Origin of the sequence: Marinilabilia rubra (assembly GCF_003121985.1) — a bacterium.
GTDB classification, from domain to species: domain Bacteria; phylum Bacteroidota; class Bacteroidia; order Bacteroidales; family Marinilabiliaceae; genus Marinilabilia; species Marinilabilia rubra.
Window position 1 is genome coordinate 56788 of the sequence record NZ_QEWP01000015.1, and the last position, 26838, is coordinate 83625.

The following is a 26838-nucleotide window of genomic DNA, read 5'->3' on the forward strand; positions in this document are numbered from 1 at the left end:
CAACCATGCTAAAAGGAATATCTCCACTAATCAGTCCGGAATTGCTTCACGCTTTAGCCTCCATGGGGCATGGCGATGAAATTGTTCTGGCAGACGCCCACTTTCCCGGCCACAGCCTCAACCAACGTGTGCTAAGGGCCGACGGACTCAGGATCCCTGACTTACTGGAAGCTATTCTGCCTCTTTTTGAACTGGACAATTATGTACCACACCCATTAATCATGATGACCCCGGTTCAGGGAGACATCCCTGATTATCAAGTGGAAGAATCCTACCTCAAGAAAATCCACAAAACCAATCCGGAGGTGGCCCCGATTCAACGAATGGAAAGATATGCCTTTTATGAAAGTGTGAAAAACGCATATGCGGTTGTAATGACGGGTGAAACCGCCAAATATGGAAACATTATACTGAAAAAGGGGGTGACACCCATTTAGAATCACCTTCATCGCAGTTTTATCTAAAAATCTACACACCAAGTCTCAAAAAATCTACACATGACCACCAAATCAAAAGTTGTTGAAAAAAAATACTTAGTTCCCTTCATCCTTATCACAAGTTTGTTTGCCTTATGGGGATTTGCCAATGACATCACCAATCCTATGGTAGCAGCCTTTAAGACCGTAATGGAGATGTCGAATGCCAGGGCATCGCTTATTCAGTTTGCCTTTTACGGAGGCTATGCCACCATGGCCATTCCGGCAGCTTTGTTCGTGCAACGCTTCAGCTACAAAAAGGCAATTCTTCTGGGGTTGACACTTTATGCCATTGGAACATTGCTGTTTTGGCCGGCTGCCAAATATGAAGTATTCGAATTTTTCCTGATTGCCTTGTACATACTCACTTTTGGTTTGGCATTTCTTGAAACAACCGCCAATCCATACATCCTCTCACTCGGTAGTGACGAAACAGCCACCCGCCGGCTCAACCTCGCCCAGGCGTTTAATCCAATGGGATCGTTACTGGGAATGTTTGTAGCGTCTCAGGTGATTCTAAAATCCTTACAATCGGACATTCGAAACGAAGCAGGGGCATTGGTCTTTCCCACGCTCGACGAAGCCGGTAAAGCAGCCATCCGCACACAGGATCTGGCAGTAATCCGTGATCCTTATCTTATACTTGGCCTGGTTGTTCTGTGTATGCTTGTGCTCATTGCCTTTACCAAAATGCCTAAAACCGGACATGCAAACCACATTCACCCCATGCAATCGTTCCGGAATCTGATAAAAAACAGGCGTTACAGGGAAGGCGTTTTGGCTCAGGTTTTCTATGTGGCTGCACAAATTATGTGCTGGACCTTCATCATTCAGTATGCCGAAAATCTGGGCATCGACAAATCCACCGCACAGCTTTACAACATCGTGGCAATGGGCATATTTCTCACCAGCCGTTTCATAAGTACCTTCCTGATGAAATATGTAAATGCCCGAAAGCTGCTAATGATATTTGCCCTGGGAGGGATGGGCACCATAACAGGTACCATTTTGATTGAAGGTATGGCCGGACTGTATTTTCTGATAGCCACTTCAGCTTTTATGTCATTGATGTTCCCGACCATTTACGGCATTGCGCTGGAAGGAATCGGAAAAGATGCCACATTGGGATCCGCCGGTTTGGTAATGGCCATTGTTGGCGGAGCGCTTATGCCTCCTTTACAGGGGGCCATTATTGACATGGGAACGGTAGGGCCATTACCGGCAGTGAATGCTTCCTTTATACTTCCATTTATCAGTTTTGTGATGATTTCTATTTATGGATACCGGAGTTACAGATTAATGAAATGATAAGATCCTGAAGATTGTATTGTAATTGAAAAAGGCTGCTCTTTCACGAGGCAGCCTTTTTACTGTTTTCTTCGATATTTTTATCTACTGACCAGCTTCATCTAAAATCAGCAGATCTAATAAGTCAACCATTTTTTCAAATTCCTCTTTAGAAAACCCTTGCGAGGCATACACAATTTCGCCATCGGCATCGATAATATAATTGCGAGGAATATACCTCGTAGCAAATTTGGTATAAACAGACTTGTCTTTATCTCCATACATGGGAATCTGAAAACCCTGTTCTTTCTTAAAAGTGTCAACTTCTTCCTGATCATGCCCCCGTCCAATGGCCATCAGTTTAAAATTATCCTTCGTCTTATATTTATCCCAAACATCCTTTTGCAGAAATGGCAACTCTTTTCGGCATGGGCCACACCAGGTTGCGAAGAAATTAATAAACACCACACTTCCTTCATAATCGGAAATATTCAGAGTTTTCCCATCCTCTATCTCAATCGCGAATTCCGGAACCTTATCTCCCTTCTCTACTACGTCAAAACCCTGGCCAACTAATGATAATGAAAAGACAGAGAAAAGAAAAAGAATTGCCAGGCGATGAAAAAAAATTTTCATTGTTATCGTTTTAAATTTTAGGACCATTTTTATTTGAAGTTTTCAGGTTTATAATTTGTTATTGAAAGTATCCCTGACAACTTCACTGCAAAAATAAGACAAATAGCATTAACCTCGTTGGAAAGTCGGTCTTATTTAGTGTTTGTCTAGAAAGTCCAACTTCTGCGTTGTTGCTCAAAATCTAAATCCTCAAATACAATAGTATTCTGCGGTTTAGATTTTTCACACGCCTTGAATTTGAACTTTCTAGTTCAAACACGTGAAAAACGCTTAGTTTATGGACAGAGACTATTTAGTCTTTGCAAGAAACCTCCGATAACTGCGTTGCGCTCATCTTATTTGCCAGTCATTCACAGAAGTAAACTCATGACATTCAAGACTCGCGAGCCTTATTCCCGAAGTTTTCTTATTAAAGCCGTCGAAAAAAAGAGGGTTTTCTTGCAGGCATTCTTTAGATGTTCCTCTTTATCACTTCCCAAACACTTCAAAAAATGCCTCCACATCTTTAATATCCTGTAAGCCCAGTATCCAGCAAGCTTCAGAAAGGTCGGAGAAGTCTACCCCTCCGGCAGCGATGGCTTCATTGTTGTAGCGTCCCTCTTTTCCATTGTATTGATGGCTCAAATCCACTGCCAGCTGCCATATTTCGAGCAACTTGGGATTTTTAATTTGTTTTTTAAGCTGAATATTTTCAGGAGTGCGGAACCCAGGAGTTCCGTTTCCCTCGGCATTTCCATCGGGAATTTTGTGATAATCTGCGTTTGTTTTTACAAACCGGAGGCATTCAGGAGTGGTTACCTCCTCGTTCCAATCACTATGCTGGACAACATGGAAGCGCTGCTTAGTATCAATCTCAGGCAAATCTTTTTGAATGGCCTTTATCAACGCTGCAGAAAAATCGGACTGACCGGCTTCGGCAATCCACACATCTCCCTTATTGGCAAGAATAGGTTTTACTATGGTTTTGACCTTCTCCACAGCCTTTTCAAAGTTTGCATGGGCATCGGTCCAGTTATCGCCAAAGGCCTCCAGGAACAATGGGTTGGGCGGGACATACAACCCCTCCTGCATGCCATAAGCTCCGGCTACTGCATGATAATTAATTCCGGCAAAGGCAGAATCCGACAGGAGTGTGGCCAAAGCGGCGACGGTATGAAGGTCATCGACATCCGTTTTGCAATCAAATTGGGCCAATAAAAGGTCTTTTTCCTTGTTGAAGCTTCCGGCTTTTGCTGTCCCATTGGCTGCGGCGACACCATTGAAGCACATTGAAAGCATTACCGACACAGAAAACAGTATTGTTTTAAATTTCATTTTATGTAGATTTTTGATTTGTAGATTTGACCATGTATTGATGGGTTTATCTCAAAAATTGATCCCTGCGTATCTTTCGCTCCGCAAACATTTACACAAAAATCCTGTTATGAGCTGGTTTTTACCGGGAATGCAAACGAGCCATTGCCGAAATGGGTAAGATCATGTGCCTTATCATCAGTAACACCAAAGCCCCACCAAAACCCCATTATTGGAAGTAAAAGACATGGTTTCTTCCCCCTCATAAGCTTCGGTGGTGGTAGCCGTCAGCGTATTCTCCCAAATATAAATATACCTGCCCACATCATCAATCAGCAAATTCTCTGAAACGTTAGAATTTTCAGTGTAGACTCCGTAATAATTAGAAAGATCAACTCCTGCAGTAGAATTCAGACCAAAGCCATATCAAGTGCCTGAATGTGGGGCATAAAAAGCCATCACTTCAGAACCATCGCAAGAGGGCGTTCTTCAAGAGGGACAAGGGTATTCTCCCACATTTGAAGGGAATTACTCATCTCATCCAGCACAAAATTTTCAGTAATAGCAGGATTTTCGCTAAAAACCCCGTATTAACCAGCAACCGGAGAAGCCGGAGGCGTCACCATCCTTCTATTTCCGATGTATCCTTTTTGTTAATGAATAACCTTTCCCATTACAATGAGTTATAAAATTGCCACCTTGTATTATTCCAGAATCATTTTTCTGTTGAACGACCTCTCTTTCAGCTATTTTTTCATTATTTAGACCAAAAACTTGACTTGAAGCTTTAATTCGGCAAATAAAACTTAATAAAAAACAAACTATCAACAAAAAGGCAACAACCTTAAGAGATACAATCAATTTTTTTACAGGATTTTTCATGATTCAGGTTTATACCGTCCGACAATTGAAAACCGCAAAAAATGAAGCCCACAAAAATCTGTGGACTTCATGAAAGGATTCGGCAGGTAATATTAATTAGTGAACGATTACTTTGGTTGCATTAACAAACCCTTTATCTGCATCAAAGATTCGAACGATAAAAATACCGTTGGCTTTAAGATTGATACTTTCCCGATTCTCTGAAATATTTTCAACACATACCTTCTTACCGGAAATGTCGTAGACCTCAATCAAGCCTCCTACGTAATCTGCAACATTAGCTATCAAAAGATTTCGTTTGCTGACATAGATATTCACATCTCCAGATTCCACTGAAACAGTTGCTGTCGGAACCGACATCATAACATCGTCCCAGTAAAAAATCTCATCACTAGCGGGGGTTGTTCCAAAATCGAAAAAGATGGAAGCTTTATCATAGTTGGTATTGATATCGAAAGCCATAGTGCCATTAACAACATTGCTCAAATCAAACACCAGTTTTTCCCACTGGTTAGCAACTGTTGTGGTTACTTCGGTTTCAGCGGTAAGTGTATTATCATTTGAATCTTCAACTTTAAAACGAACCGGAATACCCGCCGATGGCGAATAAACCATTACGGTCATCATGGTATTGTCGGCAGTAAAAGGAATTGGAGAGGCAAAGCCATAAGGCGTACTAATGGTTGTTCCGGCCCAGGTTTGAGCTCCGGCAGTTTTTGTGGATACCGCAACGGTATTATTAGCATTTTCAGGGTCAACTCCAAGCTCTGTTGAATTACCGCCAAAGTCGGTTAATGTGTAATCGGTAGCAGAACTTTCAAAATCAACGGGGAGATCAATCTGGTCAAGACCAGTGGGTTCATTTACCAGCCGAACATCATCAAACAAATAAGTAAAATCCGCAGAGCCATCCCCCATAGTGCCCAAATCGAAAATAAACACCACTTTTTGATAGGAATTACCGGTATTAATAAGACTAAAATCAAAAGTCAATTCCTCCCACTCATTGGCTTTGGTTGTGGCGACTTCTTTTTCGAAATTAACTCCTGAGTCATTTAGATTCTCTACTTTCAACAGCAATTTAGCACCTGCTTTAGGAGAGAATACTTTCACTTTAAATGTTTTGTTGGTTGAAAAATCAATAGGGTTGTCCAGCGTTATTAAACTTCCCCCCCAGGTTTGTCCGGCATTTTTAATCATCTGAGCCACCTGGCTGCTGGTATTTATTCCTGAAGACTGAGGATTACTTATAACAGTGGTTTCACCTCCGTCAAAATCATTAAAAGCATAATCTCCGGGAGCAGATTCAAAGTCAAGGGGTAGATCAACAGCTCGAAGCATTCCGGTGGTTGCAATAAACATTGCCAAAATGGTAAAGATTTTCTTCATAACTATTCGTTTTAAATATTTAAATAAATGATTTAGGTAGTTGACTTCAAAGCTACACCCAGAACATTTATTAGCAATATTTAACAGTTATACACAAACCTTACATTGCCCCCTACAACACCTATACAACAACACGCAAACCACTCATTGGTACGCTCTTAAATTGCCTTCAAAATACATCAGATTGTAAGATTCATAGATTTAATTATCGACAGGCAGAAATTTTACAGGCAAAAGGCAGAAGAAAAGTAATTAACTGAATAGCGACGTAAAAAGTCAAAACCGCACAAGAAAGTCATTGAGAGTAACCGAGGAGCTAATTTCTATTTTCTTTCGGATACGGTAGCGGCTCATCTCAACACTTTGAGTAGAGATGCCCAATTGGTCGGCAATTTCTTTATTACTTTTTCCCATCCGGATATAAGAGCATATCATCAGGTCTTTTTGGGTGAGCCTGGAAAAGGCCGTCGCTAATCGATCAACATAGCCATCCTGAATGGTGTTAAGATTATCCAAATATTCATTGGGAGAAGCTTCAGCCTTTACCTCCTGCTCTATCTTTCCTAAAAAGCCGGATATTTTTTTACTGACTTCAGGTTTCGCATTTTGCAAAACTTCTGCAATATGATTCCGCAAAGCAATCAGTCTTTCTTCTTTTTCCCGGATGAATACTTTTATGGCCGCATACTCTTTTTCTTTTTCCTTAAGTTCCTTTTGCAGATGGTCGTGTTTTTCTTTAATATTTCTCTTTTCTTCTGCCAGCGAATCATAATTAATAAGAATATTTTTCCTTTTCAGATCCGACTTTATTTTGTTCTCCTTAATCCTGAAAAACAAGTATAGCAACGACAATAAGCAAGCAATCATCAATCCCTGGAAAAAGGGTCGTTTATAGAAAGGGGCCTGCAATGTCAATAAAATACGTTTCTCCTTCCCGGTCCAAAGCCCGTCACTATTGGAAGCTTTCACCCGAAAAACATACGCTCCCCCCTCCATATTTGTATAAGAAGCCCTTCGGCTACCAGCATGGACCACAGTCCAATCGGCATCAAAGCCATCCAGTTTGTAACGGTATTCAATTTTATCTGACATACGATAATCCAGCGCGGCAAAATCAACGGAGAAGGTGTTCTCATTTGCTTTCAACTGTACAGTCCATTCACATTCTCCGGAGTGGTCAGGCTTTAATTTCACACGTCCTCCCTTGTTGTTGACACTGAAATCAGTTATTACAACATTGGGCTCAAAAGGGCTGTCGACCAATTCACGAGGATGAAACAAATAAAACCCATTATTACCGGCGACTAAAATGCGGTTACCGGACAGCAACCAGGAGTGGTTAAGCAATTCATTTTCCTGCATTCCCATTTCAACATTTAAGTGGCGAAATTGCATACTCCGGGAATCGTAGCGCGAAAGGCCATTGCTGGTACAAATCCACAAATTCCGGTCTTCATCGGGATGGATGCTCAGTACCTCATTCTTTAAAAGCCCACCGGTTTCATCCAAAAATGAAACTCCTCCATTCACAAAATCCAAACTTGCCACCCCCCGGCCCTGGGTTCCCATTAACAAACGGTTGTTAATTTTATCTTCATAAAAACAACTGATGGAAACATAATCGGACATGGAAGGGAAAGGTTGCCTGACAAATTTGTCAGCTTCCCGCAAATAGCGGTACAAACCATTTCCGGCTCCAACCCATAAGTTATCTTTATTGTCCTCGGTAAAAGCCCAAACAGTATTTCCCACAAAGCCTGCCTCCGGATAATCTCTGAAAACCATTTCATCCGGTTGTTTTTTTAACGATTCCAGATAATCCAGTTTTCTTAAACCGGTTCCCCATTCTCCAAACCACAAATCGTCCCGGTTGTCCTGAAAGATGGAATAAACACTCTTATCGCCTATCCCATTATATGCAGGATCGAAAGGGATAAAAGTCTTTTTCTTTAAATCTTTATTAAACCGGAATATTCCAACATCTGTGGAAACCCAAATCCTGTTATCTCTGTCTTCAATAATGCAACGAATCGTTTTTGCCAGCGAAGATTCACCTTCTAGAAGATAAGTAAAGGTTTCCCTTTTGGGGTCAAAAACATTAATACCACCTCCCAAAGTTCCAATTAACAATCTCTGATCAGAAAGCTCGCAAAATGCACTGATAGAACTATTGTTTAAATTGCCTGAACTACCGGGAATGGCCCGGTAAGACTCAAAAACGCCCGAGCCGGGATAAAAAAGATTTACACCACCTCCGTAAGTTCCCAACCAGATTACACCCGATCTATCCTGAAAAACCTCCCAAACAATATCATTATTTAACCCATGAATATTTGTTGAGGATTGATTGATATTCAACAACTCTCCTGTAGTAATGTCGTACTTAAAAACCCCGTTACCCATTGTCCCTATCCATCCCATGCCATCTTTGATATGTATGGAAGTAACTGGTCCTCCGGGAAAACCTGTATTATTGGATGCTTTAAAATCCTGAAAGATACCGCTTTCAGGATTGAAAATCTTTATTCCTTCATTCCAGGTTCCAATCCACAGTTGACCGGAATTGTCTCTTCGTATTTCAGTTATGATAGCCCCTAAACCATCTCTCTTTGAAGTTTGGATATGATGGACGACCTTTTCCCCTGTATCCGGATTATACTCTATTAATCCCATATTCTCAGTTCCTATCCAATAAGCACCTGTATTGCCAGCACAAAAAACATTGACTTTAGCGTGCCCCGGCAACAGTTCTTCTTCAAAAAAATCATTGGAATTGAGAAACTTTCCCTGATCAGGATCAAAAACCTTCAGTCCGCCACCATAGAAACCCACCCACAACAAGCCTGAATCATCCTCATAGATGGTGCGGATATTATTCTCAATGTGACGGGAAGAGTCTGATTTAAGATTGTAAAACCGTTCGACCTCATTGGTGACAGGATTTAATTTATTAAGCCCCAAATCAGTACCAATCCACAGCAGCCCTTTTGTGTCCTGAAATATGACATTGACTGCATCTTGGGAAAGCGAAGAATCGGATGTTCCGGAATGATAAGTTTTAATACCATACCCATCATAACGGTTTAAGCCATTGTAGGTTCCAATCCATATAAATCCATCCTTGTCCTGAAAAATACAATTGACATGGTTTTGCGAAAGCCCGTTTCGTGTTGTAAGGTAGTTAAAACGGTATTGCTTGTTTTGGGCCACAGAAACCGCTGAAAAAAAGAAAACCTGCCATAAAACCAGAAAGAGGAACCAGGAACCTCTCTTTAATTGGTTTATGCTTGCAGACAAACTATTAATCATGGATCTATTCGAGTCGTTGGAAATTGAATACCGGTTAAAAATTATGTATAAAATTACCCATAAATATTAAAATAATTTAATATTTATTTCACAAAAAACTCATTTTACGGCAAATAAAAACTCACAAAAACCTCACACAGCTAACTGCCACATAGTGCCAAAAAAGCCCGGACAACATAAGGTTGACCGGGCTTTTGTATGTTCTTCCAAACTTATTCAGCCGGCTCTATTATCGCTGCCCAACCACCTCCGGGCTTCATCTTAATGGATAACTTTTCTCCACCGCCAATAGAAATAACCTCTTTGGTATAATCAACTGCAGCGCGGTCGGCGTTAATGCCATCGGCAAACACTGTAGCTTTAAATTCACCATCTCCCAGAAAGGAGAAATCCAGTTCCACTTCGCGCTGGTTCCAGTCGGTCATAGCTCCTATATACCATATATCACCTTTTCTTCTGGCTACCGCAACATAGTCTCCAACTTCCCCCGCCAGGGGAACAGTCTCATCAAACACAGTAGGAACAGAGGAAATGAAATCAACACTCTCCTTTTCCTCCATGTAACTTGAAGGCACATCGCAAAGCATAGAAAATGGGGAATCATAAACCACGTACATAGCCAATTGATGACAACGGGTTCCCTGGCTCACCGGGTCGGTGTGCACAGCGCGCCAGGCTGACCGGCTGGCATTATCCATGGCCCCGGGAGTGTAATCCATGGGGCCTGCAAGCATTCGGATGAAAGGAATGGTAACATCATATTCCGGGAAATTTTCATATTTAGTCCATTTGACCTGCTCCAAACCAAATACTCCTTCGCAGGTAAGCACATTAGGATAAGTTCGTTGCAATCCTGTTGGCTTGAAAGCCCCATGGAAAAGCACAAACTGTTTATATTCTGCAGCTCTCTTCGCAACGCGGTAGTAAAAATTGACCATCTTTTGATCGTCGCGATTCATAAAATCAATCTTATATCCTTTAACCCCCATGGATGAATATTTCTCAAAAACCTCATCCATTTTCTGATCCAAAGGCAGCCAACCAGCCCAGAGAACAATATCAACCCCTTTAGATTGAGCATGGCCAATGATTTCCTGAAGGTCAATTTCGGGAACAATTTTCATCAAGTCGGTACTTTCCGACCAGCCTTCGTCGAGGATAACATACTCAATACCATTTTCGGCTGCAAAATCAACGTAATACTTATATGTTTCAGTGTTAATTCCGGCCCTGAAATCAACATTGAATAGGTTCCAGGCGTTCCACCAGTCCCATGCCACTTTTCCGGGGATAATCCAGGAAGTATCTTCAATACGTGAAGGGGACGCCAGTTTGTAAACCAGGTCATTGTTCAGAAGTTCGGCATCATTTTCGCCAACTGCCATCATTCTCCAGGGATAAGCCCGGTTACCATTAGATTTTGCGATAAAATCGGCTCGATTGGTTACAAGTGACTGAAGATTATTATAACCACCTTGCTTTTCTTCAGTAGGATAACCTGCATATTCTGCCACAAAACCGGAGGCGTCATTATTTATTTTCAGAAACATTCCTGGATAATTTTCCAAGTCGGCTTCGCTAATTACCACCGAAGAACCATCGTTATTCTTTACCAACAGAGGTGTAATAATCAATGAGTCTTTTTTCACTTCATTCAGTTTCAAAACATCATATGTACTCTCAAAAGACACCTGATAGCGGCCATGAGGTTCACGTACATAAGGCACATAAGCTTTGTCGGCAGCAGGAAAATTAAACTCCGCCTTTTCACTCTTTACTTTTACATCTTTCTTCATGGAAGTTACAAACCGGTATGCCATTCCGTCGTTGTAAACCCGGAAAATCAGCCCGTAACTCCCTTTGAAAATAAGATTCAATTCATTGTATTCGTTGTCTATTTCAGACTTTTTATACAGCGATGTTTTAATCACCTCATCTTTGGAAGAAGGAAATGAATTTCTTAAAACAGGTTCTTCGCCCAAAACACCGTACTCGTCAAGTTCAAGGGCTATTGAAGAGGGACCGGCGATGAGGTTGTCATTAAACTCCAGGCTCCAGGTAATTTCATCGGTAACTCCAATGGTAACATTTAATTTACCATCTGGCGACTTAACAGTGAGTGTTTCATTTTTCTTTCCATAAACCGATGTGCCCCAAAGAAGCATCGTCAATGAAAGAGCAAGAACTACTTTCTTCATTTTGATTTATATTTTTAACGTTTTTTCAAAAATAGGGGTATTTTTTGAAAAAATTGTGGTGAAGACAGAATACACTCACATTTTGAAAATATATGTGCAAAGTCGGTTCTATATGGGCTTCTGAGAATATAAAACCATGCCCGACTAATTTTTTAGTCGTTTTTACGCATTAAAAACTTGTCCGACTAAATATTTAGTCATATGTTTGTATCGAAGGATTGACAAAAGAGAAAAAATATGCAACTGACAAAAGCAGAAGAACAAGTTATGCAAATATTATGGGAACTGGAAGAAGGCGCTGTTCGCGACATCCGTGAAAAGTTTGCTGATCCCAAGCCAGCCCGTAATACGGTATCGACGATTGTTCGAATTCTTGAGAAAAAAGGATTTGCAACACATAAGACGTTTGGAAATGTGCATGTGTTCACTCCTGTTGTAAAAAAGGAAGAATACTCAAAAAGTCAACTATTTGGGGTAATGAAAAAGTATTTCAACAACTCATTCCCCGCTATGGCCTCCTTTTTTGCCAAAGAGAAGGATCTCTCTATTGAAGAGTTAGAACAGCTCATGGAAGAGACCAAAAAAGAACTAAATCGAAAAAAGAATAAATGATACCCCCATGGAAGCATTAATGTCATATCTGATAAGATCTACTATCTGGCTAACTGTGTTTGGCCTGATTTACTTCCTTGTTTTGCGAAATGAACGCTTCTTTGTGCTAAATCGATTGTTTCTCATAACCGGACTGCTGTCTGCTATAATATTTCCGCTCATCACCATTCGGTATTCTGTGACTATACCTTTTACATCATCCCCTGTAACCACAGGCTCTGTAGTAGTTGAATCGGTGCAACCCTCACAGAATCAAGGCATGCCCTGGGAATTTTATATAGGAAGCATCATAGTATTGGGAACCCTGTTTTTTCTTATTAAAACAATGATCCAAACGCTGAAGGTATACAATACCATCAGCAGCTCTGAAGTCAAATATAAAAACAATCTGAAAGTGGTAAAATCCGGAAGATTCCGGCATTCTTTCTCCTTTTTCTCATACATCATTGTCAATCCTTCATCAACAGAGAAAGAGTACCGGGAAATTCTGGCTCATGAAGCCGCCCACATTAGACAATACCACTGGATTGATTTGGTTTTGGCCGAACTCTTGCGAACCATCCAATGGTTTAATCCCATGGCCTGGCTGTACAGCCATTACATCAGGCAGAATCATGAATACCTGGCCGACCGCTCAGCTTTGAAAGCCACCTCTGATCCGGCTGTTTACAAAGCAATACTCATCAACCAACTATTAGGCGGTGAGGCAATCAGACTGGGCCATTCATTTAGTTATTCACTCAACAAAAAACGATTTATCATGATGAAAAATACATCCATACCTGTCATACACAAAATGAAACTCCTTATTATTCTGCCGGTTGCTTCCATAATTTTTTACGCATTTTCTGAACCAAATTATGTCTATGAAACCAATTCTGTTTCAAATCAGGAACAAACCGCCCCATCACAAACACAGGAGCTGGTTAATCAGGGTGAAACGAATATTCCTAAAGAAGAGGCAATCCCCATAGAGACTAATTATGAAAATTCAACCCGCGAAAAAACCCCGGAAATAAATAAAAAGTCTGAGCAAAAAGGGGAACTAATAAAATTGAGTCGACTCAATGACAATGTCAGCTTGCAACAACCTAAAGAAGAAATAATTAAAGGAAAAGTAGTTCAAAAAAATGGTGAGGCATTACCCGGAACCAGTATTGTGATTGCCAACTCAACCACCGGTACCATTTCGGATTTGAACGGGGAATTCGAACTGAGAGATGTTTCGGAGGATTCCGAAATAGTATTCTCTTTTGTGGGGTTTAAGACCGTTAAGAAAAGGCCCGATTTCAAAGAAGACATGAAAGTGATAATGAAACGGGACACCGTTGAAAAGGACCTTAAACTGACAGTCCGAACCACCGAAAACCATAAAGAGGAAAGAAAACCATTAATATTTTTGGATGGAAAAAAGATTCCATATGAATCGATGGGCGATATAGCCCCTGAAAGTATTAAGTCTATCGACGTTTTAAAAGACAAAACGGCTACCGCGAAATATGGTAAAGAGGGGGAAAACGGAGTCATTATAATAACCTCAAAAAAGCAAAGTCCGCAGGAACCAGAGGAAACAATCGTGGAAATAACAGCAACCGGCAACACCGACCAAACTTCGAAAAGAAAAACCTATAAAGGCAAACCTGTGTTTTTCGTTGTCGAAGATATGCCTAAATTTCCCGGTGGTGATGCTGCACTTCAAAATCATCTTTCCACCCATTTAAAATACCCTAACAAAGCCAAAGAAAAGGGTATTCAGGGAAAAGTTTATATTTCTTTCATTATCCCTCCAAGTGGCAAACCTGATCAGGTTAAGATTGTCAGAAGTGTTGATCCTGCCCTTGATGCAGAAGCAAAAAAAGTAATTGAAGAGATGCCCAAGTGGATTCCCGGAAAACAACGAGGTAAAAAGGTGGCTGTGAATTATACCATGCCCATTAATTTTGAATTGGGTAATGAAACCTCCAAGGAGATAAAATATCACTAAGCCCGAAAATTCAAAAAGAAAGCCATAAAAATGCATTCAATCACAATGCATTTTATGGCTTTCTCAATATCCCCCTGAGGGTTATATCAGAACATCCCTTCCAAAACTTTCTTCACATCATTAATATCAGGATCGACATCAAAAACATGATCCGGGGCCAGGGCAGTTACCAGCTTCTCTTTTTTGAATAGCTTTTCACCGCCACCGGTAATGTTAAGCATTATCACATCATCTTTGTGAACAGTTCCTTTCTCAACCTCTTTGATAAGCGTGGCTGTTGCCACTCCTGAAGCAGGATGAATATCACATCCCTCAAATTCTTCAAACAAGTCAGCCGCATTTTGAGCCTCCTCATTAGTCGCCAAAAGAACGTCGCCGTCTGTGTCTTTCAATGCATCATACAATCCACCATAAATTGGATAAGGCGGCTTTCGGTTTGAAAGCACCTTAGCATTAATTTCCGCTACCTGCTGATGCGCTTCTTCCTCATCATATGGCAACATATTGCGCGAATCAGCCTTCCACGCATCAAAGATGGGGGTGAACGGAATGTTCTGAGAAACCATGAGTTTCATATAATGAGTGCCAAAACGGCCATCGACCATCAATCGCTGATTGGCTTCCCAGGCAGCAACTGCCCCTGTTCCACTGCCGACGGCCTGAAAGTAATAATCAGGAATACGTCCGATGAAAGTTGCGGCAGAAAGCACAGTAGTCCCCATTCCATCGCGACGGGCCACATTTCTGGCACCACCTTCAGCAAAGAAACCAGGAAGTTCACAAATCTTCTCAGAAAGATGAATAGCGTCGGAATAATCACTTCCGGCTCGAGTACATACAAGCTTAACATTGTCGTTTATTACTTCATCAAACCAAAGTGCATCCAAATTATCTTCCGGCACACACAGAAGAAGTTTCACATTGTTATCGGAACACACACGGGCAAAAGCTCTGGCTGTATTACCTGCCGAAGCAACCACCAAAACGCCTTGCTCATCTGCCTGCATACGGCCGCAAACAGAATAAGCCTCAGTCTCCTTGAACGAGCACGTAGACATTTTTGCTCCTTTATCGGGCCAGTAACCACTAAAAGTAATATATAATTTTTCGAGCCCAAGATATTTTGCCAGACCCTGACTTTTATATGTCACAGGTGATGAGGATCCCTTAAGCAATCGGCCCACAGGCAACCAGTCGGAAAACTTAAAAAGTCCCAGTCTTTCATCTTTTAAATTCAGTTGTACCTCTTCGTAAACAGCACGAATTAAAGATGGTTCTTCTTCATTTGGTGCATCTAATGTCCAACCTTTATCAATAAATTCTTTACCTGTTTTAACTGATTGTAGTAAGTACTGTGTTGGACCAAATCCTGAAGTCATTTCTATTTATTTTAAAATGAAGTTGCAAAATTAAAATAATAAAACAATAATCCATCGAACTTATATCATACTGTTTGAAGATGATTTTAAACACTAACACAAACATTTGTCAAACAACAGATTAAAATACACCACACACATAAACAAAACCGATCAAAGCATCTAATCCCAATTAAGATTACTTTCAGTTTATTATCTAAATCAGGTTTTGAGGTGCGTTATTAACATTTAAACATCAGATAACAATAGATCGTTAGTCCCGAATGCTTCGGGATAGATATTAGATGTAAGATAATTTGTATCACATTGATATTCTGTACATTAACACAAAAGAGAGTGCTCATATTATCAATTGATTATGAATCTATTGTAATCCCGATCCATCGGGATTACGGAGTATTGAGATAAGCTCAAGCAAATAAAGGCTTTTCAAATTACAATCAGCTGAAAATCGAACACAATTTCTTCTGGTAAAAGATCCTGACAAACACGTTCACATTTCTTTTTTATGGCACAATAAAGGGGCTCTTCAGGGGAGTAGGGTATTATATCTGCAACAGCATTGGCTAATTTAACAGACTCAATTGTCTGAGAAACAGACTCACCATATCCGCAGCCCCGGACTATCCGGGCGAGAAAGGTGGGATTAAAGCGTGCCTTTTTACTATGGGTATTCAACTTGCCTTCAGCCAGTTTTACAGCTTTCCCGAACATAACGGCCAGGCAAATCTCGTTTATGTCAGCATCTGCAACCGCCTGCAAGGTTTCCCCCACCAAGTTACCAAAATGAATAAAAGCTGTATCAGGCAAATCAGGAAATTCCTTTCTCATGATGTTTTCGCTCCGCTTGCCGGAAGTCAGTACCACTTTTTGAACACCTGAGGCTTTAGCAACGGAAACATGATGACGGACTGATGCCATAAAAGCTTCATTGGAGAAAGGATGCACCCTGCCGGATGTTCCTAAAACAGAGATTCCTCCTACAACCCCAATTCGTGGGTTAAAGGTTTTTACAGCCAATCTTTCCCCCTCAGGCACAAACAATGTCACTTCCAGGCCTCCATCATATTCATAGTTCAGAGAAAGTTCTTCAAAAAGGTTGGTCATCATTTGCCTGGGAACGGGATTAATGGCGGGCTCCCCCACAGGTAGCTGCAATCCCACCAGAGTAACCCTTCCAATGCCTTTTCCACCTTTAAAAACAACCCCAGGCGTATCTTTTAATTTCAGTTGACATCCAATTTCATTAGCATGCGTCACATCCGGATCATCTCCGGCATCCTTAATCACCACAAACGAAGCCAAATTTTCCGCCTTTGTTTCTAAAAAAACCGGGAATGCAGCCTCTGTCCCATCCGGCAAACCTATGGTAACCCGATCCGGCGCGGAGCTCTCGAACAGCGTTAAAAAACAAGCTTTTGCCGCAGCTGTAGCGCAACTTCCTGTGGTATATCCCGATCGCAATTTCCCCTCCTCCTCCAAACTCTCCTTGCGCAGTTCGAAGAACTTCTGCCAAAAAGCTTTTTCTGAATAAACAGTATAAGTGAATTCAGGTAATGATGGTCGCCGGACCATCCAGAGGGGTACATTCAACATCCGGGCTGCATCTACTTTACTTTGGATGAAGCCCGAAGGACCACTTTCTTTGCTCAATATAACCTGAGCTTTAGTTTCCCGGGCCAGAATTACAATTTTCTCAACCTTATCATCAGGAGCCATGGGAAAAACCAGATGTTGAGGAATGCCGTAATTCAAAACTTTCCCCCGGCTCAATGGCGTATCCAGAATACGAAAACAGCACTGACGGTTTTCCCATACAGCACGAAGCTTTGGAATGGTCTGCACTCCGGTAAGAGCAAGTATTTTGTCAAAGTCACTTTCAAGCAGGGCTTTTTCCAGGGAAGCGTAATCATCAAAAAAGCGAACATATTTGGAATGGCTCACAACAGTTGCGGGCCGCTCAAATCTTAAGGTTTCGATTTTACATTTGATGGAAGCATCATGAATATTTTGGTGCAATTCAACCGCATAGGGGTGGGCAGCATCAACAATCAGCATGATACTATTTTTAATGCAAAACTCCTCAATGGCATTGGCATCCATGGTTCCGGTAATAACAGTTCCTCCCACCCGTTGAGTGGTTTCCGTTTTTGTCGAGTAGAAATAAGGCTGCTCAATTACATCGAACAACCGGGCTGCCTGCCGGCCTTCTGTGGTACCGCCGAAAATAAGGATCATAATTTCTTGCTTTGCGCAAGGAGCAAAGGGGAAACACTATGCGCCATGCTCTTTGCTCTATGCCTTTCTTCTTTCCCTAAACTCATGAGAAAACGACTGGTCGTACAATTTGGAAAATCCCGAACGGTTATCGATGGCTTTCCCTACCACAATAAGGGTTGTCATTTTTAAATTATTTTCCTCCACGGTTTCAGAAAGCGTCGCCAGAGTACACCTATAGATTTTTTCATCTTTCCAAGTGAGTTTGTAACACACCGCCACAGGAGTTTCGGGAGGATAATGTGTTAGCAATTCCTGTTGAACTTTTATGGCAATGGCGGCACTCAGGTAAATACACATGGTGCTTTGCGATGCTGCCATTTTGTGCAATTGCTCACGCTCTGGCATAGGTGTCCGACCTTCGCCACGGGTAAGCACGATACTTTGTACCTCCTCTGGAATGGTAAATTGCGATTTCAGAGCTGCAGCCGCTGCCTGAAAGGACGAAATCCCAGGCGTAATGTGGTATTGCCATTCCCACTGATCCATAATATTCATTTGTTCCTGAATGGCTCCGTAAATGCAAGGATCCCCGGTATGCAAACGAACAACAAACAACCCGCGGTCATAAAACTTCCGCATACTCTCCATTTGTGTCATCAAATCCATTCCTGCCGAACTCTCCACCACACAACGGGGTTTGGCGTATTCTGTTAATTCCCGTGGCACCAGACTTCCGGCATAGAGAATATAGTCGGCAGACTGAAGCATGCGCTTGCCTTTTACCGATACCAATTCGGGATCTCCCGGGCCCGCACCCACAATTTCCACAAATCCTTTGCGGTCAAAACAGCGGTCAACGCTAATGGCGTATGTAAAGTTTTTGTCTGCAACTTTTACTTTTGTTTTCTCAATGAGTAAAGAGTTATTGGCCAAATGCATGGCCGAAGCTTCTGAAACACCTGCACAGCCTGTCATTTCCTCAACTTTGGAGGAGGGATTGGGCACATCGTATTTACTGAGTTCTCCTCCTGAAAAGCAACACAGTGGAACATTCCATTTTTCGCTTAATTGAAGGAATGCTGGTTCGTCTTTCTTAATATCCACAGTTCCCAGTGAGGCCAACGAAAGAAAAGAAACCCCATCTTTATGAAACCCGTCCAATAAGAGACGCTCAAACTCATAAAAAGGCAAATCCCGCTGACAACCTATTCCGACATGTAGCATTGGTGGTCGGTAAAAAATGGCTTTGTCGCCAAAGTTGTGAAGAAACGAGGTCACTGCAATAACCAGATAGTAATCATCAATATTTAAATCTGCACTATTAAAAAACAGATCCACATGTGAAGGAGCTTCTGTTTCTAAAAACAAGGTCCCTTCATCTCTGGCTTCCAGTAATAGTGCCGTTTTGCGGCCATTGACAAAAGCTGCCATTAACCGTGTGAGATTTCCGCTACACTCCATCTTCCAGTCAAACCGTGACGCTAAAGTATCCAGGGACCATAAACCGGAGGTATCACTAACAGTGGTGATAACCGGCTGAGCACCTAACATTTTAGAAATCCGCTGCGCCAGAGTATTGGCTCCTCCCATATGCCCCGAAGCCACAGGCTGAACAAATTGTCCGTTGGCATCGATGTTAATTACTGCCGGATCTGTTTTCTTATCTTTCAGAAATGGAGCTATTTCACGAACACAAATTCCCAGGGCACCAATAAATATCAATGCTTTGTTATTCTGCCAGAGTCGATCATATTGTCCGGGAGACCTCTTGATTGTCGCCTCAAAGCCAGAAGAGATCAATCTCTGTGCGAGTTGTTGGCCTTTATCTGAATGGGTAATGATTGTTTGCATATATAAATGTAATTTTAACGCAAAGACGCAGTGTCGCAGAGTCATAAAACCCTTTGCGAAATGGCGTCTTTGCGTTTAATTAATCTTTTGAGCCACCAGGATAGAGATCGGATTATGATCATCCACCTGAATTTGCTGTTGTTGTGTTATTTCAAATTGGTTATGGGAGCACCAGTCCAAAAACCGGTTTAGGCTTTCACTGGAAACAGAATTAAAGCCGATGACACCATTGGATTGCAAGTATTTGTTGACATCATCCAGTACTTTTTCCATTTTACCCCCATAGCCGCCAATAAAAACAGCATCAGGAAACGCCAATTCCTTTTTGCTTACTTTCAGATAATCCCCCATCACAAGTTGAATCCCCGGCGTCTGGAATTTTCGGGCATTTCGCATTATGATTCCTTCGGATTCGGGCCGGATTTCAAAAGCAGTTACCTGAAGATGCGGATGATTAAGTTTGGCTTCAATAGAAACACTCCCGGTGCAGGCACCAACATCCCAAAATACTCTGTGCTGGTTAAGTTGCATTAAAGCCAGCGTTGTCAGCCGTATGGGCATTTTGGTAATCATGCGCGGACGACCTGCCAACGGGTCAAAGTCCGTTTCGGGAATTCCCTTAACCGGGATCGTCTCATTTGTTTTCTCCAGGAAGAAACAATTGGGATGTTTAAAATCCAGACTTAAGGCCTCCTCAAGTGTCAATTCAAGAATGCGCTCTTCGTCGCCGCCTATTTTTTCCCCGTAAAGCATTCTGTAATTGACATATCCGAACTCCAGCATACGGCTGGCAATAGAAGCCGGTGTTTTTTTGCGATCAGTAAGAACTGACATTCGCTCAACTCCCTCAATCAGTGCTTTGTCAAAAACCTTCCATGATCTGCCGGTAAGTGAAATAACATGATATTCTCCATAATTAATTCCGATTTTATGACCAAGAATTTGCAAGGAATTAAAGGTAGGCAACACAACAATTTCAGCATCCGGAAATTCCCGTTTCAATGTGTTACCGATACCAAAAAACAAAGGGTCACCTGAAGCAAATACAATCCAGTTTTCTGAAGATTTACGAATTGTTTCAATGAGAGACTCCAAAGGAGCCACCACAGAACACCAATTGTGATTATCCGGAAGAATCGATTTCACTAAGTCATGATGGCGTTTTCCACCAGCAAAGCAGTGCGAAGAATTTATTTCCAGGGTTACCTCTTCAGAAAACTGAGGAAATTGATCGTTGACACCGATGATAGTTATTTTCATTTTTGTTGCTTTAAACTACTGAACTAACGGACTGGTAAGCTGATGAGCTCATTAGTTCAGAGGCTCGTCAGTCATTATACTCCTTCTCCGGGATGCATGGCCAGAGCATCGTCCCAACTCAATATGGAGTTGATGATAGTGGCGGCCAGGTTACTGCCCCCTTTTCGGCCTTCCACTATAACCGCAGGGATATCAGGACATCCAAATTTCAACTGCCATTTACTTTCACGCACATTCACAAAACCTACCGGAGCAGCAACAACCCCGGCCGGATGGGCTTTCCCGTTTCTGATGAGGTTGACCAATTCCATCAGGGCTGTTGGCGCATTTCCAATGGCAAAAAGAGCATTCGGGTGTTCCTCTGCAGCCAGACGGATTCCAGCCTGGCTTCGGGTGATTTTCTGCTCTGAAGCCTTCTCTTTTACACGCTCATCATCTAAATAGCATTTCAATTCCACTCCAAGTTTTTCAAGTGTTGCTCGACGCACACCACGTGTAACCATCGAAACATCCGTAACAATAACCGGAGGTTTTCCGGAATAAAAAGCCTTATGCAATCGGGCTACCATGTCATTCCTTATTTCAAGTAAATCATTCATGCCAAAATCGGCCGTTGTATGGATACAGTGCAAAGCCACCCAGGTTTTGTCCAGCGACTGATCTTCAACATCCAATTCTTTAAGAATGGTGCGGAAGCTTTCAATCATAATCTTTCGCCCCGGATTGTCTTTTCCCTGATCCTCTTGATTGTAATAACCTCGAGGCGTAACCATCCGATCGCAAATCATGCGGGTCTGGCTGTTCCCCACCATCACCAGAGAAAACATATCCGCCATGGATGCTTCCAGCTCTTCAAGAGTTACAAAACTCAGCTGCTCATCTTTCCGTCCCACATTACGGGCAATGCACACACTGGTTTGAGGAGAACGAAATTGTAAAAATATCTCCCGGAACCTCATCAACTGCCAAAAGCGGCCCTTGCTTACAGGATTGTAAACTGCTGTTACAAAATCCGCATCGGCAGCTGCCTTTATACGTTTCTCTATACGCTCCCAGGGCGTTAATAAATCGGACATTGAAATGGCACAAAAATCATGGCCCAACGGTGCACCCATGCGTGCTGCAGCAGCAAACATTGCACTGATGCCGGGGATTACCACAATTTCAATTATTGATTCCTGCTCCTCCTTCATTTCCCAAAGAAGTGGTGCCATCCCATAAACTCCGGAATCACCACTGCTGATGACCGAAACGGTTTTTCCCCTTTCAGCCTCCTCAAATGCTGATTTTGCCCGGTCCCGTTCCTTTTTCATACCAGTGCTGATGGTTTCCTTGCCTTCAGAAAGGTGACCGATGTACTCAAAATAGTGGTTGTATCCCACAATGACATCGGATTCATGTAAGGCCTGCACAGCCTGTGGTGTCATTTGATTCTGATCGCCGGGACCAAAGCCTATAGTGTATATTTTGCTCATAATATTAAATGGTTGAAGAGAAAAAGGGTGGAAAGGTAAAAATGGTAAAAAATGAAGGACGATATGGAACCTTCACCATCCAACCGCTTCACTGTTACACCCGCTCACCCTCGTAAAATACTATTACTGAAAAATAAGGAATCTCTCTATCTCTTAAGTCCTCAACATTGGAGGTAACAAACTCATAAGGTGTCCCTGCCTTCTCCACATACAAGAAGGGGCGGGAGCATTGGGTAAGATAGCCATACCACTCTTCAAGAACTTTCATCTTCATCACAACCAGAGTGTCGTTCACACGGGCATGAAGCAAATCAGAAATCTGCTCAAAACTTTGGGGACGGGCAATAAGGTTAAAACCCGAGCTTCCTTCCGTAATGGGCCTATCCCCCAGACCTCCGGCAGCTATAAAAGCGGGGATACCCGAGATTACGCTGCACTCAACCCCATCGGCTTTAGCCATTTTGAACAAATAACCAAAAGTACTGTAGAAGAGCACATCTCCTTCGTTCACCACAGCCACCTCTTTGCCTTCATCCAGCGATTCCTTTATTGCATGGTAAGCCTCGCGGTAAATTTCATCACGATTCTTTCCCATCATGGGAATAACTAACGGGCGGCATTCTGTTTCGAAATCCAGTTGTTCAAGGATTTTCAACGAATAAGACTGGACCTCTCCCGAATTTGAATAAGAAGCCGGATAAAATACTACGTCAGCACACTGCAAAGATCTGAGTGCTTTCAGTGTAATCATTTCCGGATCGCCCGGCCCGAGGCCTATGCCTGTTAATCGTTTCATATATATCGTTAAAAAAAAGAGATGTTAGATTTTTAGATATACGATTTAAGATGAATCCAATAATTTAATTAGGGGCATATCCATGCGTCTTTGGCCTCTTCTTTTTATTTGATTTTTCCATCATCATTATACTTTTCTACCATTATTCCCTCTCACCTTGCTCCCCTCTAAAATTTGCTCCAAAAAACTCTTCATTCGCCCGGGTTCTCCCAGATACAAATGCATGTAAGAAGCCCAAACCTTATTAAATCTGAAAACAGGCATTTCAATGGTTTTACCGCGAGCGGTCTTTACCTCATATTCCGGAGTCGTGTGTCCATTTAAAAGTTTCGAATAGTGAAACTCATGCCCTTTCAACTCCATGCCATCAAAGAGAACCTGACGATACCCCAAATGCAATTTCATATCCTCAAAGGAGGTGGAAAAATCAAAAATCCCTGCCATTTCATGGACTTCCCCTTCTTTTGAAATAATTGATTTACCCAGATACATCATTCCGCCACACTCGGCTACCACAGCTTTTCCTGAATGGGCAAACTCACGTATGCTCCTCATCATCAGTTCATTTCGGGATAACTCTCCGGCAAACAATTCAGGATATCCACCAGGTAGCCAGAGAAGGTCTGCTTCCGGCAACTGCTCATCTTTTAAAGGAGAGAAGTAATGCACATTCCCTATTTCCTGCAAGCAATCCAAATTGGCCTTGTAATTGAAATTAAAAGCCTTATCGGAAGCTATTGCGATGCTAATCTTTTTGGAATCTGTCGTTAATTCAGGAGTGACTTCAGAAAAATCCATCTGACTCTCTTCCAATAAAGTACTCAAATCAACATGTTCCCGAATGTGTTTAGCAGCCTTTTTAACAATTCGGGAGCCCTCGCTCTCCCCCGGCATGTGCAACCCCAAATGCCTGTCATCAATGGCCAAATCCTTATCGCGAGGAATATAACCCAAAGCTTTTACGCCTGATGCACTGGCAGCCTCTTCCAAAAATTGGTAATGAGAAGCTCCTGCCACCTTATTGAAAATGACACCAGCCAGACGAATGGTCTTGTCAAAATTTTTAAAGCCATACAAAAGAGGGGCCACGGAGTAGGCAACGCTGGAGGCATCTACCACCAAAACAACAGGAATATCCAATAACCTGGCAACTGAAGCAGAACTCCCTTCATCCTTAAGGGCCCCGTCGAACAAACCCATTACTCCTTCCACAACACCTACATCTGCATCTTTCACCTGATTATTAAAAACCTCCATCACGTGGCTTTCGGACGACATCCACAAGTCCAGATTGTAGGATGGTCTGCCGGCAATCTCAGCATGATGCATCGGGTCGATGTAATCGGGTCCACATTTAAAAGGCTGCACACACAGTCCCAAATCGGCAAGAGCCCGAATCAACCCCAAGGTAACCAGTGTTTTGCCTGAGTTACTTTTGGGTGCTGCTATGAGGAATGTTGGTTTTTTCATATGTTATCAAATAAATTTGCAGGGGAAGGGCCTGGGGCATAGGGCATAGAGTTTGATTAGTTTAATTCTTCTTTCTCCATGCACCATGCTCTATGCACCGTGCATCTTCAACTTCAAGGGCAACCCTGCCACCATCATCGTTGCTTCATCCGCACGGGAGGCAATGTACTGGTTCATCCAACCCTGAAGATCGGTAAACCGTCGAGCCAGGGCATTTTCGGCATGTCCGCCAAGACCTATTTCATTGGAAATAACAATGAGTGTAGCATCTTTCTGCATCAATTTCTCAAACTCAGTTTTGGCTTTTACCAATACCTCGTCTACCGACTTATCCTGATGATCAAAAAACAGGTTGGTCAGCCATAGAGTGACACAATCCATTACCACAACACGCCCTTCGATATCGCATTCAGATATATTAACCGGCTCTTCCATACTGGTCCATTCCGGGCCACGATCTCTCTGATGACGCTCCACCCGTTGCCTGAAGTCATCATCCCAAATTCGGGCAGTAGCCAGATAAACCGGGTTGGATGACTTTTCCAGCGCCAGCTTCTGGGCATAGCTGCTTTTACCTGATCGTTGTCCGCCTGTGATAAAATGAAGCATACTTTAGATATTAGAAATTAGATGATAGATGCTAGAAACTGAGAATTAAAAGACATTTCTAAAGGCCCTTTTCTATGGATCATAGGGGCTTTCATTAAATATATTTCACTTTAAAGTATTCGCTATTGTGCCATTCCAGACAAATTACATCTCCATAATCTATCTGCATAGAAAAAATTTTACGGGGTGATGCCTCCAGTAAATGAGCCAGCAATGCCCGGAGCAATCCGGCATGAGTAACCACTATAATATTTGAGTGATCTGTGTTGACCAACTCATCCAGAAAGGCAAGGACCCGCCGTTGCACATCGTAAAAATTCTCACCCCCGTGAACTTTGCAATTGATGAAATCCTCACCCCATTCCTTCTGTTCATCAGATGGGATATCACTCCAGGGAACCATTTCCCATCTGCCAAAATCAATCTCTCTGATACGTTCGGAAGTCACTACCATAGCATCCTCCATCAATGCTTCTGCCAGCATGGTGCAGCGTGACAGTGGACTTGAGTAACAAATGTCAACATCCGTAACCTTAAGTTTGCTGCGGACTTTGTCGACGGCCGTCTCCAGAGATTGTAAAGTGGGTTTTACATCCGAATTGCCGTAACAAACATCTGGTGGGGCTTCAGTTTTTGGATGTCGGATGAAATAGATATTCTTTGGCATAGATATATGAGATGTATAGATAATTAGATGTTAGATTTAAGATGGGTTCTAAACATTGTTAATCCTCTGATTGGCACGAAAATCAGATATAAGATCTTTAAATGCAAAACAAAAAGCATTGCATCCAAGAAGCCTTTGATTATCAATTATTTAAATTCCATTTTCACTTAATGGCCTATCACCAAAAGAAGAGAAGCCATTACCAGCACTTCATTAACTTGTTGGACAGACCCCAGGCAATCGCCTGTGTATCCTCCAATTCTTTTTTGAAACCATGATCCTGCAAGCCATGAAAATAGAGTGACAACAGGAATCGTCACCAGCACCCACCATGAATCAAATAAGAGGAATGGTAATAATCCCAACCCGGTAGCCCCAAAAAAACGTACCCAGGAAATAGGATGACTGGTATCGCGTGATTTGGACTCCTCGGTTGGTCGGGCATAGTTCCACCCCATAGAAATGATTAATGTTGACCAGCGGCTCAAAACATGTGAGGTAATCAAAATCACCGGTATCCATAGTGGTTGTATCTCTATCAGCAAAGCTATTTTAAGTGCAAAAAGAATGACTACCCCAATGAGGGCATAAGCCCCCACACGTGAGTCCTTCATAATCTTCAACCGCTGATCTTTACTATAGCCTCCACCGAATGCATCACAAACATCTGCAAATCCATCTTCATGAAAAGCACCGGTAACTAACACACTGGCTCCTAAGGATACAATCACTGCCACAGTGTGGGGCAAATAGAGACTCATCAGCCAAAAAACCAGTGCTGCCAGACCACCAACTATAGCTCCAACCAAAGGAAACCAGGTGAGAGCCAATTGCTGGTTCTCTTTTCTATACTCAACCTTAAATGGCAAAGAGAGCCGGGTAAAGTAGAGGATTGAGGAAAACAAGATGTTTAATTCGCGCATAATATATGGTTAAATGGTAAAAGGGTGAGAGGGTTAGACGGTGCAAGGGTAGAATGGGAATGCAGAGAGCATGGGGTCTATTGAAAAACGCTACGATATGCTCTTTGCTCCATGCCCTGTGC

Annotated in this window: 21 protein-coding genes; 4 read left to right on the forward strand and 17 right to left on the reverse strand. The window is 42.2% G+C overall.

The window, feature by feature from the left end:
• The first annotated feature begins 5 nt into the window (after positions 1-5).
• Together fucU and fucP are read left to right on the forward strand one after the other, a co-directional pair.
• Complete coding sequence (gene fucU, locus DDZ16_RS15795) at positions 6-437, forward strand: L-fucose mutarotase (protein WP_109265457.1); 432 nt, start codon at positions 6-8, stop codon at positions 435-437.
• A 60-nt stretch (positions 438-497) separates the two neighbouring features.
• Positions 498-1784, forward strand: a complete 1287-nt coding sequence (gene fucP, locus DDZ16_RS15800; RefSeq protein ID WP_109265458.1) for an L-fucose:H+ symporter permease — start codon at positions 498-500, stop codon at positions 1782-1784.
• An 84-nt stretch (positions 1785-1868) separates the two neighbouring features.
• Here the strand turns inward: fucP and DDZ16_RS15805 are convergent, their stop codons facing one another.
• The 7 genes from DDZ16_RS15805 to DDZ16_RS15830 all read right to left on the reverse strand — a co-directional run bounded on the left by DDZ16_RS15805 (position 1869) and on the right by DDZ16_RS15830 (position 11470).
• Positions 1869-2399, reverse strand: coding sequence for a TlpA family protein disulfide reductase (locus DDZ16_RS15805; protein WP_158275688.1), 531 nt, complete (start codon positions 2397-2399; stop codon positions 1869-1871).
• A gap of 468 nt (positions 2400-2867) precedes the next feature.
• Positions 2868-3713: a hypothetical protein gene (locus tag DDZ16_RS15810; RefSeq protein ID WP_109265460.1), complete on the reverse strand. Its 846-nt coding sequence runs from the start codon at positions 3711-3713 to the stop codon at positions 2868-2870.
• Positions 3714-3890: 177 nt separating this feature from the next.
• Positions 3891-4031, reverse strand: a complete 141-nt coding sequence (locus DDZ16_RS20775; protein ID WP_158275689.1) for a hypothetical protein — start codon at positions 4029-4031, stop codon at positions 3891-3893.
• Positions 4032-4322: 291 nt separating this feature from the next.
• Entirely contained in the window at positions 4323-4574 is a 252-nt protein-coding gene (locus DDZ16_RS15815; protein ID WP_109265461.1) for a hypothetical protein, read from the reverse strand.
• A 96-nt stretch (positions 4575-4670) separates the two neighbouring features.
• Positions 4671-5963, reverse strand: a complete 1293-nt coding sequence (locus DDZ16_RS15820) for a hypothetical protein (RefSeq protein ID WP_109265462.1) — start codon at positions 5961-5963, stop codon at positions 4671-4673.
• A gap of 276 nt (positions 5964-6239) precedes the next feature.
• On the reverse strand, positions 6240-9272 hold the full coding sequence (locus DDZ16_RS15825) for a two-component regulator propeller domain-containing protein (RefSeq protein ID WP_109265463.1): 3033 nt from the start codon (positions 9270-9272) through the stop codon (positions 6240-6242).
• A gap of 212 nt (positions 9273-9484) precedes the next feature.
• Entirely contained in the window at positions 9485-11470 is a 1986-nt protein-coding gene (locus DDZ16_RS15830; protein WP_109265464.1) for a glycoside hydrolase family 97 protein, read from the reverse strand.
• 237 nt (positions 11471-11707) lie between these two features.
• Here DDZ16_RS15830 and DDZ16_RS15835 point away from each other — a divergent pair, with 237 nt between their 5' ends.
• Positions 11708-12082 carry a BlaI/MecI/CopY family transcriptional regulator gene (locus tag DDZ16_RS15835; RefSeq protein WP_109265465.1) on the forward strand — a complete coding sequence of 125 codons (375 nt, stop codon included), beginning with the start codon at positions 11708-11710 and terminating at the stop codon, positions 12080-12082.
• Positions 12083-12089: 7 nt separating this feature from the next.
• Positions 12090-14066 (forward strand): TonB family protein, encoded by a 1977-nt coding sequence (locus DDZ16_RS15840; protein ID WP_109265466.1) that lies wholly within the window; start codon positions 12090-12092, stop codon positions 14064-14066.
• 86 nt (positions 14067-14152) lie between these two features.
• Here the strand turns inward: DDZ16_RS15840 and DDZ16_RS15845 are convergent, their stop codons facing one another.
• The 10 genes from DDZ16_RS15845 to DDZ16_RS15890 all read right to left on the reverse strand — a co-directional run bounded on the left by DDZ16_RS15845 (position 14153) and on the right by DDZ16_RS15890 (position 26716).
• Positions 14153-15445, reverse strand: a complete 1293-nt coding sequence (locus tag DDZ16_RS15845; RefSeq protein WP_109265467.1) for a cysteate synthase — start codon at positions 15443-15445, stop codon at positions 14153-14155.
• Positions 15446-15874: 429 nt separating this feature from the next.
• Positions 15875-17683 carry a cobalt-precorrin-5B (C(1))-methyltransferase gene (locus tag DDZ16_RS15850; RefSeq protein ID WP_109265468.1) on the reverse strand — a complete coding sequence of 603 codons (1809 nt, stop codon included), beginning with the start codon at positions 17681-17683 and terminating at the stop codon, positions 15875-15877.
• Positions 17684-17740: 57 nt separating this feature from the next.
• A complete protein-coding gene (gene cobM / locus DDZ16_RS15855) occupies positions 17741-19516 on the reverse strand; it encodes a precorrin-4 C(11)-methyltransferase (protein ID WP_109265469.1) in 1776 nt (591 codons plus the stop codon).
• A gap of 75 nt (positions 19517-19591) precedes the next feature.
• The gene (cbiE, locus tag DDZ16_RS15860) at positions 19592-20776 is read right to left on the reverse strand and encodes a precorrin-6y C5,15-methyltransferase (decarboxylating) subunit CbiE (RefSeq protein ID WP_109265470.1); all 1185 of its coding nucleotides are present in this window, start codon (positions 20774-20776) and stop codon (positions 19592-19594) included.
• A 74-nt stretch (positions 20777-20850) separates the two neighbouring features.
• Positions 20851-22251, reverse strand: a complete 1401-nt coding sequence (gene cobJ, locus DDZ16_RS15865; RefSeq protein WP_109265471.1) for a precorrin-3B C(17)-methyltransferase — start codon at positions 22249-22251, stop codon at positions 20851-20853.
• A gap of 94 nt (positions 22252-22345) precedes the next feature.
• On the reverse strand, positions 22346-23047 hold the full coding sequence (locus tag DDZ16_RS15870) for a precorrin-2 C(20)-methyltransferase (protein WP_109265472.1): 702 nt from the start codon (positions 23045-23047) through the stop codon (positions 22346-22348).
• 126 nt (positions 23048-23173) lie between these two features.
• Entirely contained in the window at positions 23174-24517 is a 1344-nt protein-coding gene (locus tag DDZ16_RS15875; RefSeq protein WP_109265473.1) for a cobyrinate a,c-diamide synthase, read from the reverse strand.
• 90 nt (positions 24518-24607) lie between these two features.
• Entirely contained in the window at positions 24608-25126 is a 519-nt protein-coding gene (locus DDZ16_RS15880) for a bifunctional adenosylcobinamide kinase/adenosylcobinamide-phosphate guanylyltransferase (RefSeq protein WP_109265474.1), read from the reverse strand.
• A gap of 94 nt (positions 25127-25220) precedes the next feature.
• Positions 25221-25793 carry an alpha-ribazole phosphatase gene (cobC, locus tag DDZ16_RS15885; protein WP_109265475.1) on the reverse strand — a complete coding sequence of 191 codons (573 nt, stop codon included), beginning with the start codon at positions 25791-25793 and terminating at the stop codon, positions 25221-25223.
• Between the two features lie 167 nt (positions 25794-25960).
• On the reverse strand, positions 25961-26716 hold the full coding sequence (locus DDZ16_RS15890) for an adenosylcobinamide-GDP ribazoletransferase (RefSeq protein ID WP_109265476.1): 756 nt from the start codon (positions 26714-26716) through the stop codon (positions 25961-25963).
• Positions 26717-26838 lie beyond the last annotated feature (122 nt).

Excerpts from the sequence above, each read along its gene's own strand:
- fucU (WP_109265457.1), top strand. The coding sequence starts at position 6 with ATGCTAAAAGGAATATCTCCACTAATCAGTCCGGAATTGCTTCACGCT.
- fucP (WP_109265458.1), top strand. The coding sequence starts at position 498 with ATGACCACCAAATCAAAAGTTGTTGAAAAAAAATACTTAGTTCCCTTC.
- DDZ16_RS15805 (WP_158275688.1), bottom strand. The coding sequence starts at position 2,399 with ATGAAAATTTTTTTTCATCGCCTGGCAATTCTTTTTCTTTTCTCTGTC.
- DDZ16_RS15810 (WP_109265460.1), bottom strand. The coding sequence starts at position 3,713 with ATGAAATTTAAAACAATACTGTTTTCTGTGTCGGTAATGCTTTCAATG.
- DDZ16_RS15815 (WP_109265461.1), bottom strand. The coding sequence starts at position 4,574 with ATGAAAAATCCTGTAAAAAAATTGATTGTATCTCTTAAGGTTGTTGCC.
- DDZ16_RS15820 (WP_109265462.1), bottom strand. The coding sequence starts at position 5,963 with ATGAAGAAAATCTTTACCATTTTGGCAATGTTTATTGCAACCACCGGA.
- DDZ16_RS15825 (WP_109265463.1), bottom strand. The coding sequence starts at position 9,272 with ATGATTAATAGTTTGTCTGCAAGCATAAACCAATTAAAGAGAGGTTCC.
- DDZ16_RS15830 (WP_109265464.1), bottom strand. The coding sequence starts at position 11,470 with ATGAAGAAAGTAGTTCTTGCTCTTTCATTGACGATGCTTCTTTGGGGC.
- DDZ16_RS15835 (WP_109265465.1), top strand. The coding sequence starts at position 11,708 with ATGCAACTGACAAAAGCAGAAGAACAAGTTATGCAAATATTATGGGAA.
- DDZ16_RS15840 (WP_109265466.1), top strand. The coding sequence starts at position 12,090 with ATGGAAGCATTAATGTCATATCTGATAAGATCTACTATCTGGCTAACT.
- DDZ16_RS15845 (WP_109265467.1), bottom strand. The coding sequence starts at position 15,445 with ATGACTTCAGGATTTGGTCCAACACAGTACTTACTACAATCAGTTAAA.
- DDZ16_RS15850 (WP_109265468.1), bottom strand. The coding sequence starts at position 17,683 with ATGATCCTTATTTTCGGCGGTACCACAGAAGGCCGGCAGGCAGCCCGG.
- cobM (WP_109265469.1), bottom strand. The coding sequence starts at position 19,516 with ATGCAAACAATCATTACCCATTCAGATAAAGGCCAACAACTCGCACAG.
- cbiE (WP_109265470.1), bottom strand. The coding sequence starts at position 20,776 with ATGAAAATAACTATCATCGGTGTCAACGATCAATTTCCTCAGTTTTCT.
- cobJ (WP_109265471.1), bottom strand. The coding sequence starts at position 22,251 with ATGAGCAAAATATACACTATAGGCTTTGGTCCCGGCGATCAGAATCAA.
- DDZ16_RS15870 (WP_109265472.1), bottom strand. The coding sequence starts at position 23,047 with ATGAAACGATTAACAGGCATAGGCCTCGGGCCGGGCGATCCGGAAATG.
- DDZ16_RS15875 (WP_109265473.1), bottom strand. The coding sequence starts at position 24,517 with ATGAAAAAACCAACATTCCTCATAGCAGCACCCAAAAGTAACTCAGGC.
- DDZ16_RS15880 (WP_109265474.1), bottom strand. The coding sequence starts at position 25,126 with ATGCTTCATTTTATCACAGGCGGACAACGATCAGGTAAAAGCAGCTAT.
- cobC (WP_109265475.1), bottom strand. The coding sequence starts at position 25,793 with ATGCCAAAGAATATCTATTTCATCCGACATCCAAAAACTGAAGCCCCA.
- DDZ16_RS15890 (WP_109265476.1), bottom strand. The coding sequence starts at position 26,716 with ATGCGCGAATTAAACATCTTGTTTTCCTCAATCCTCTACTTTACCCGG.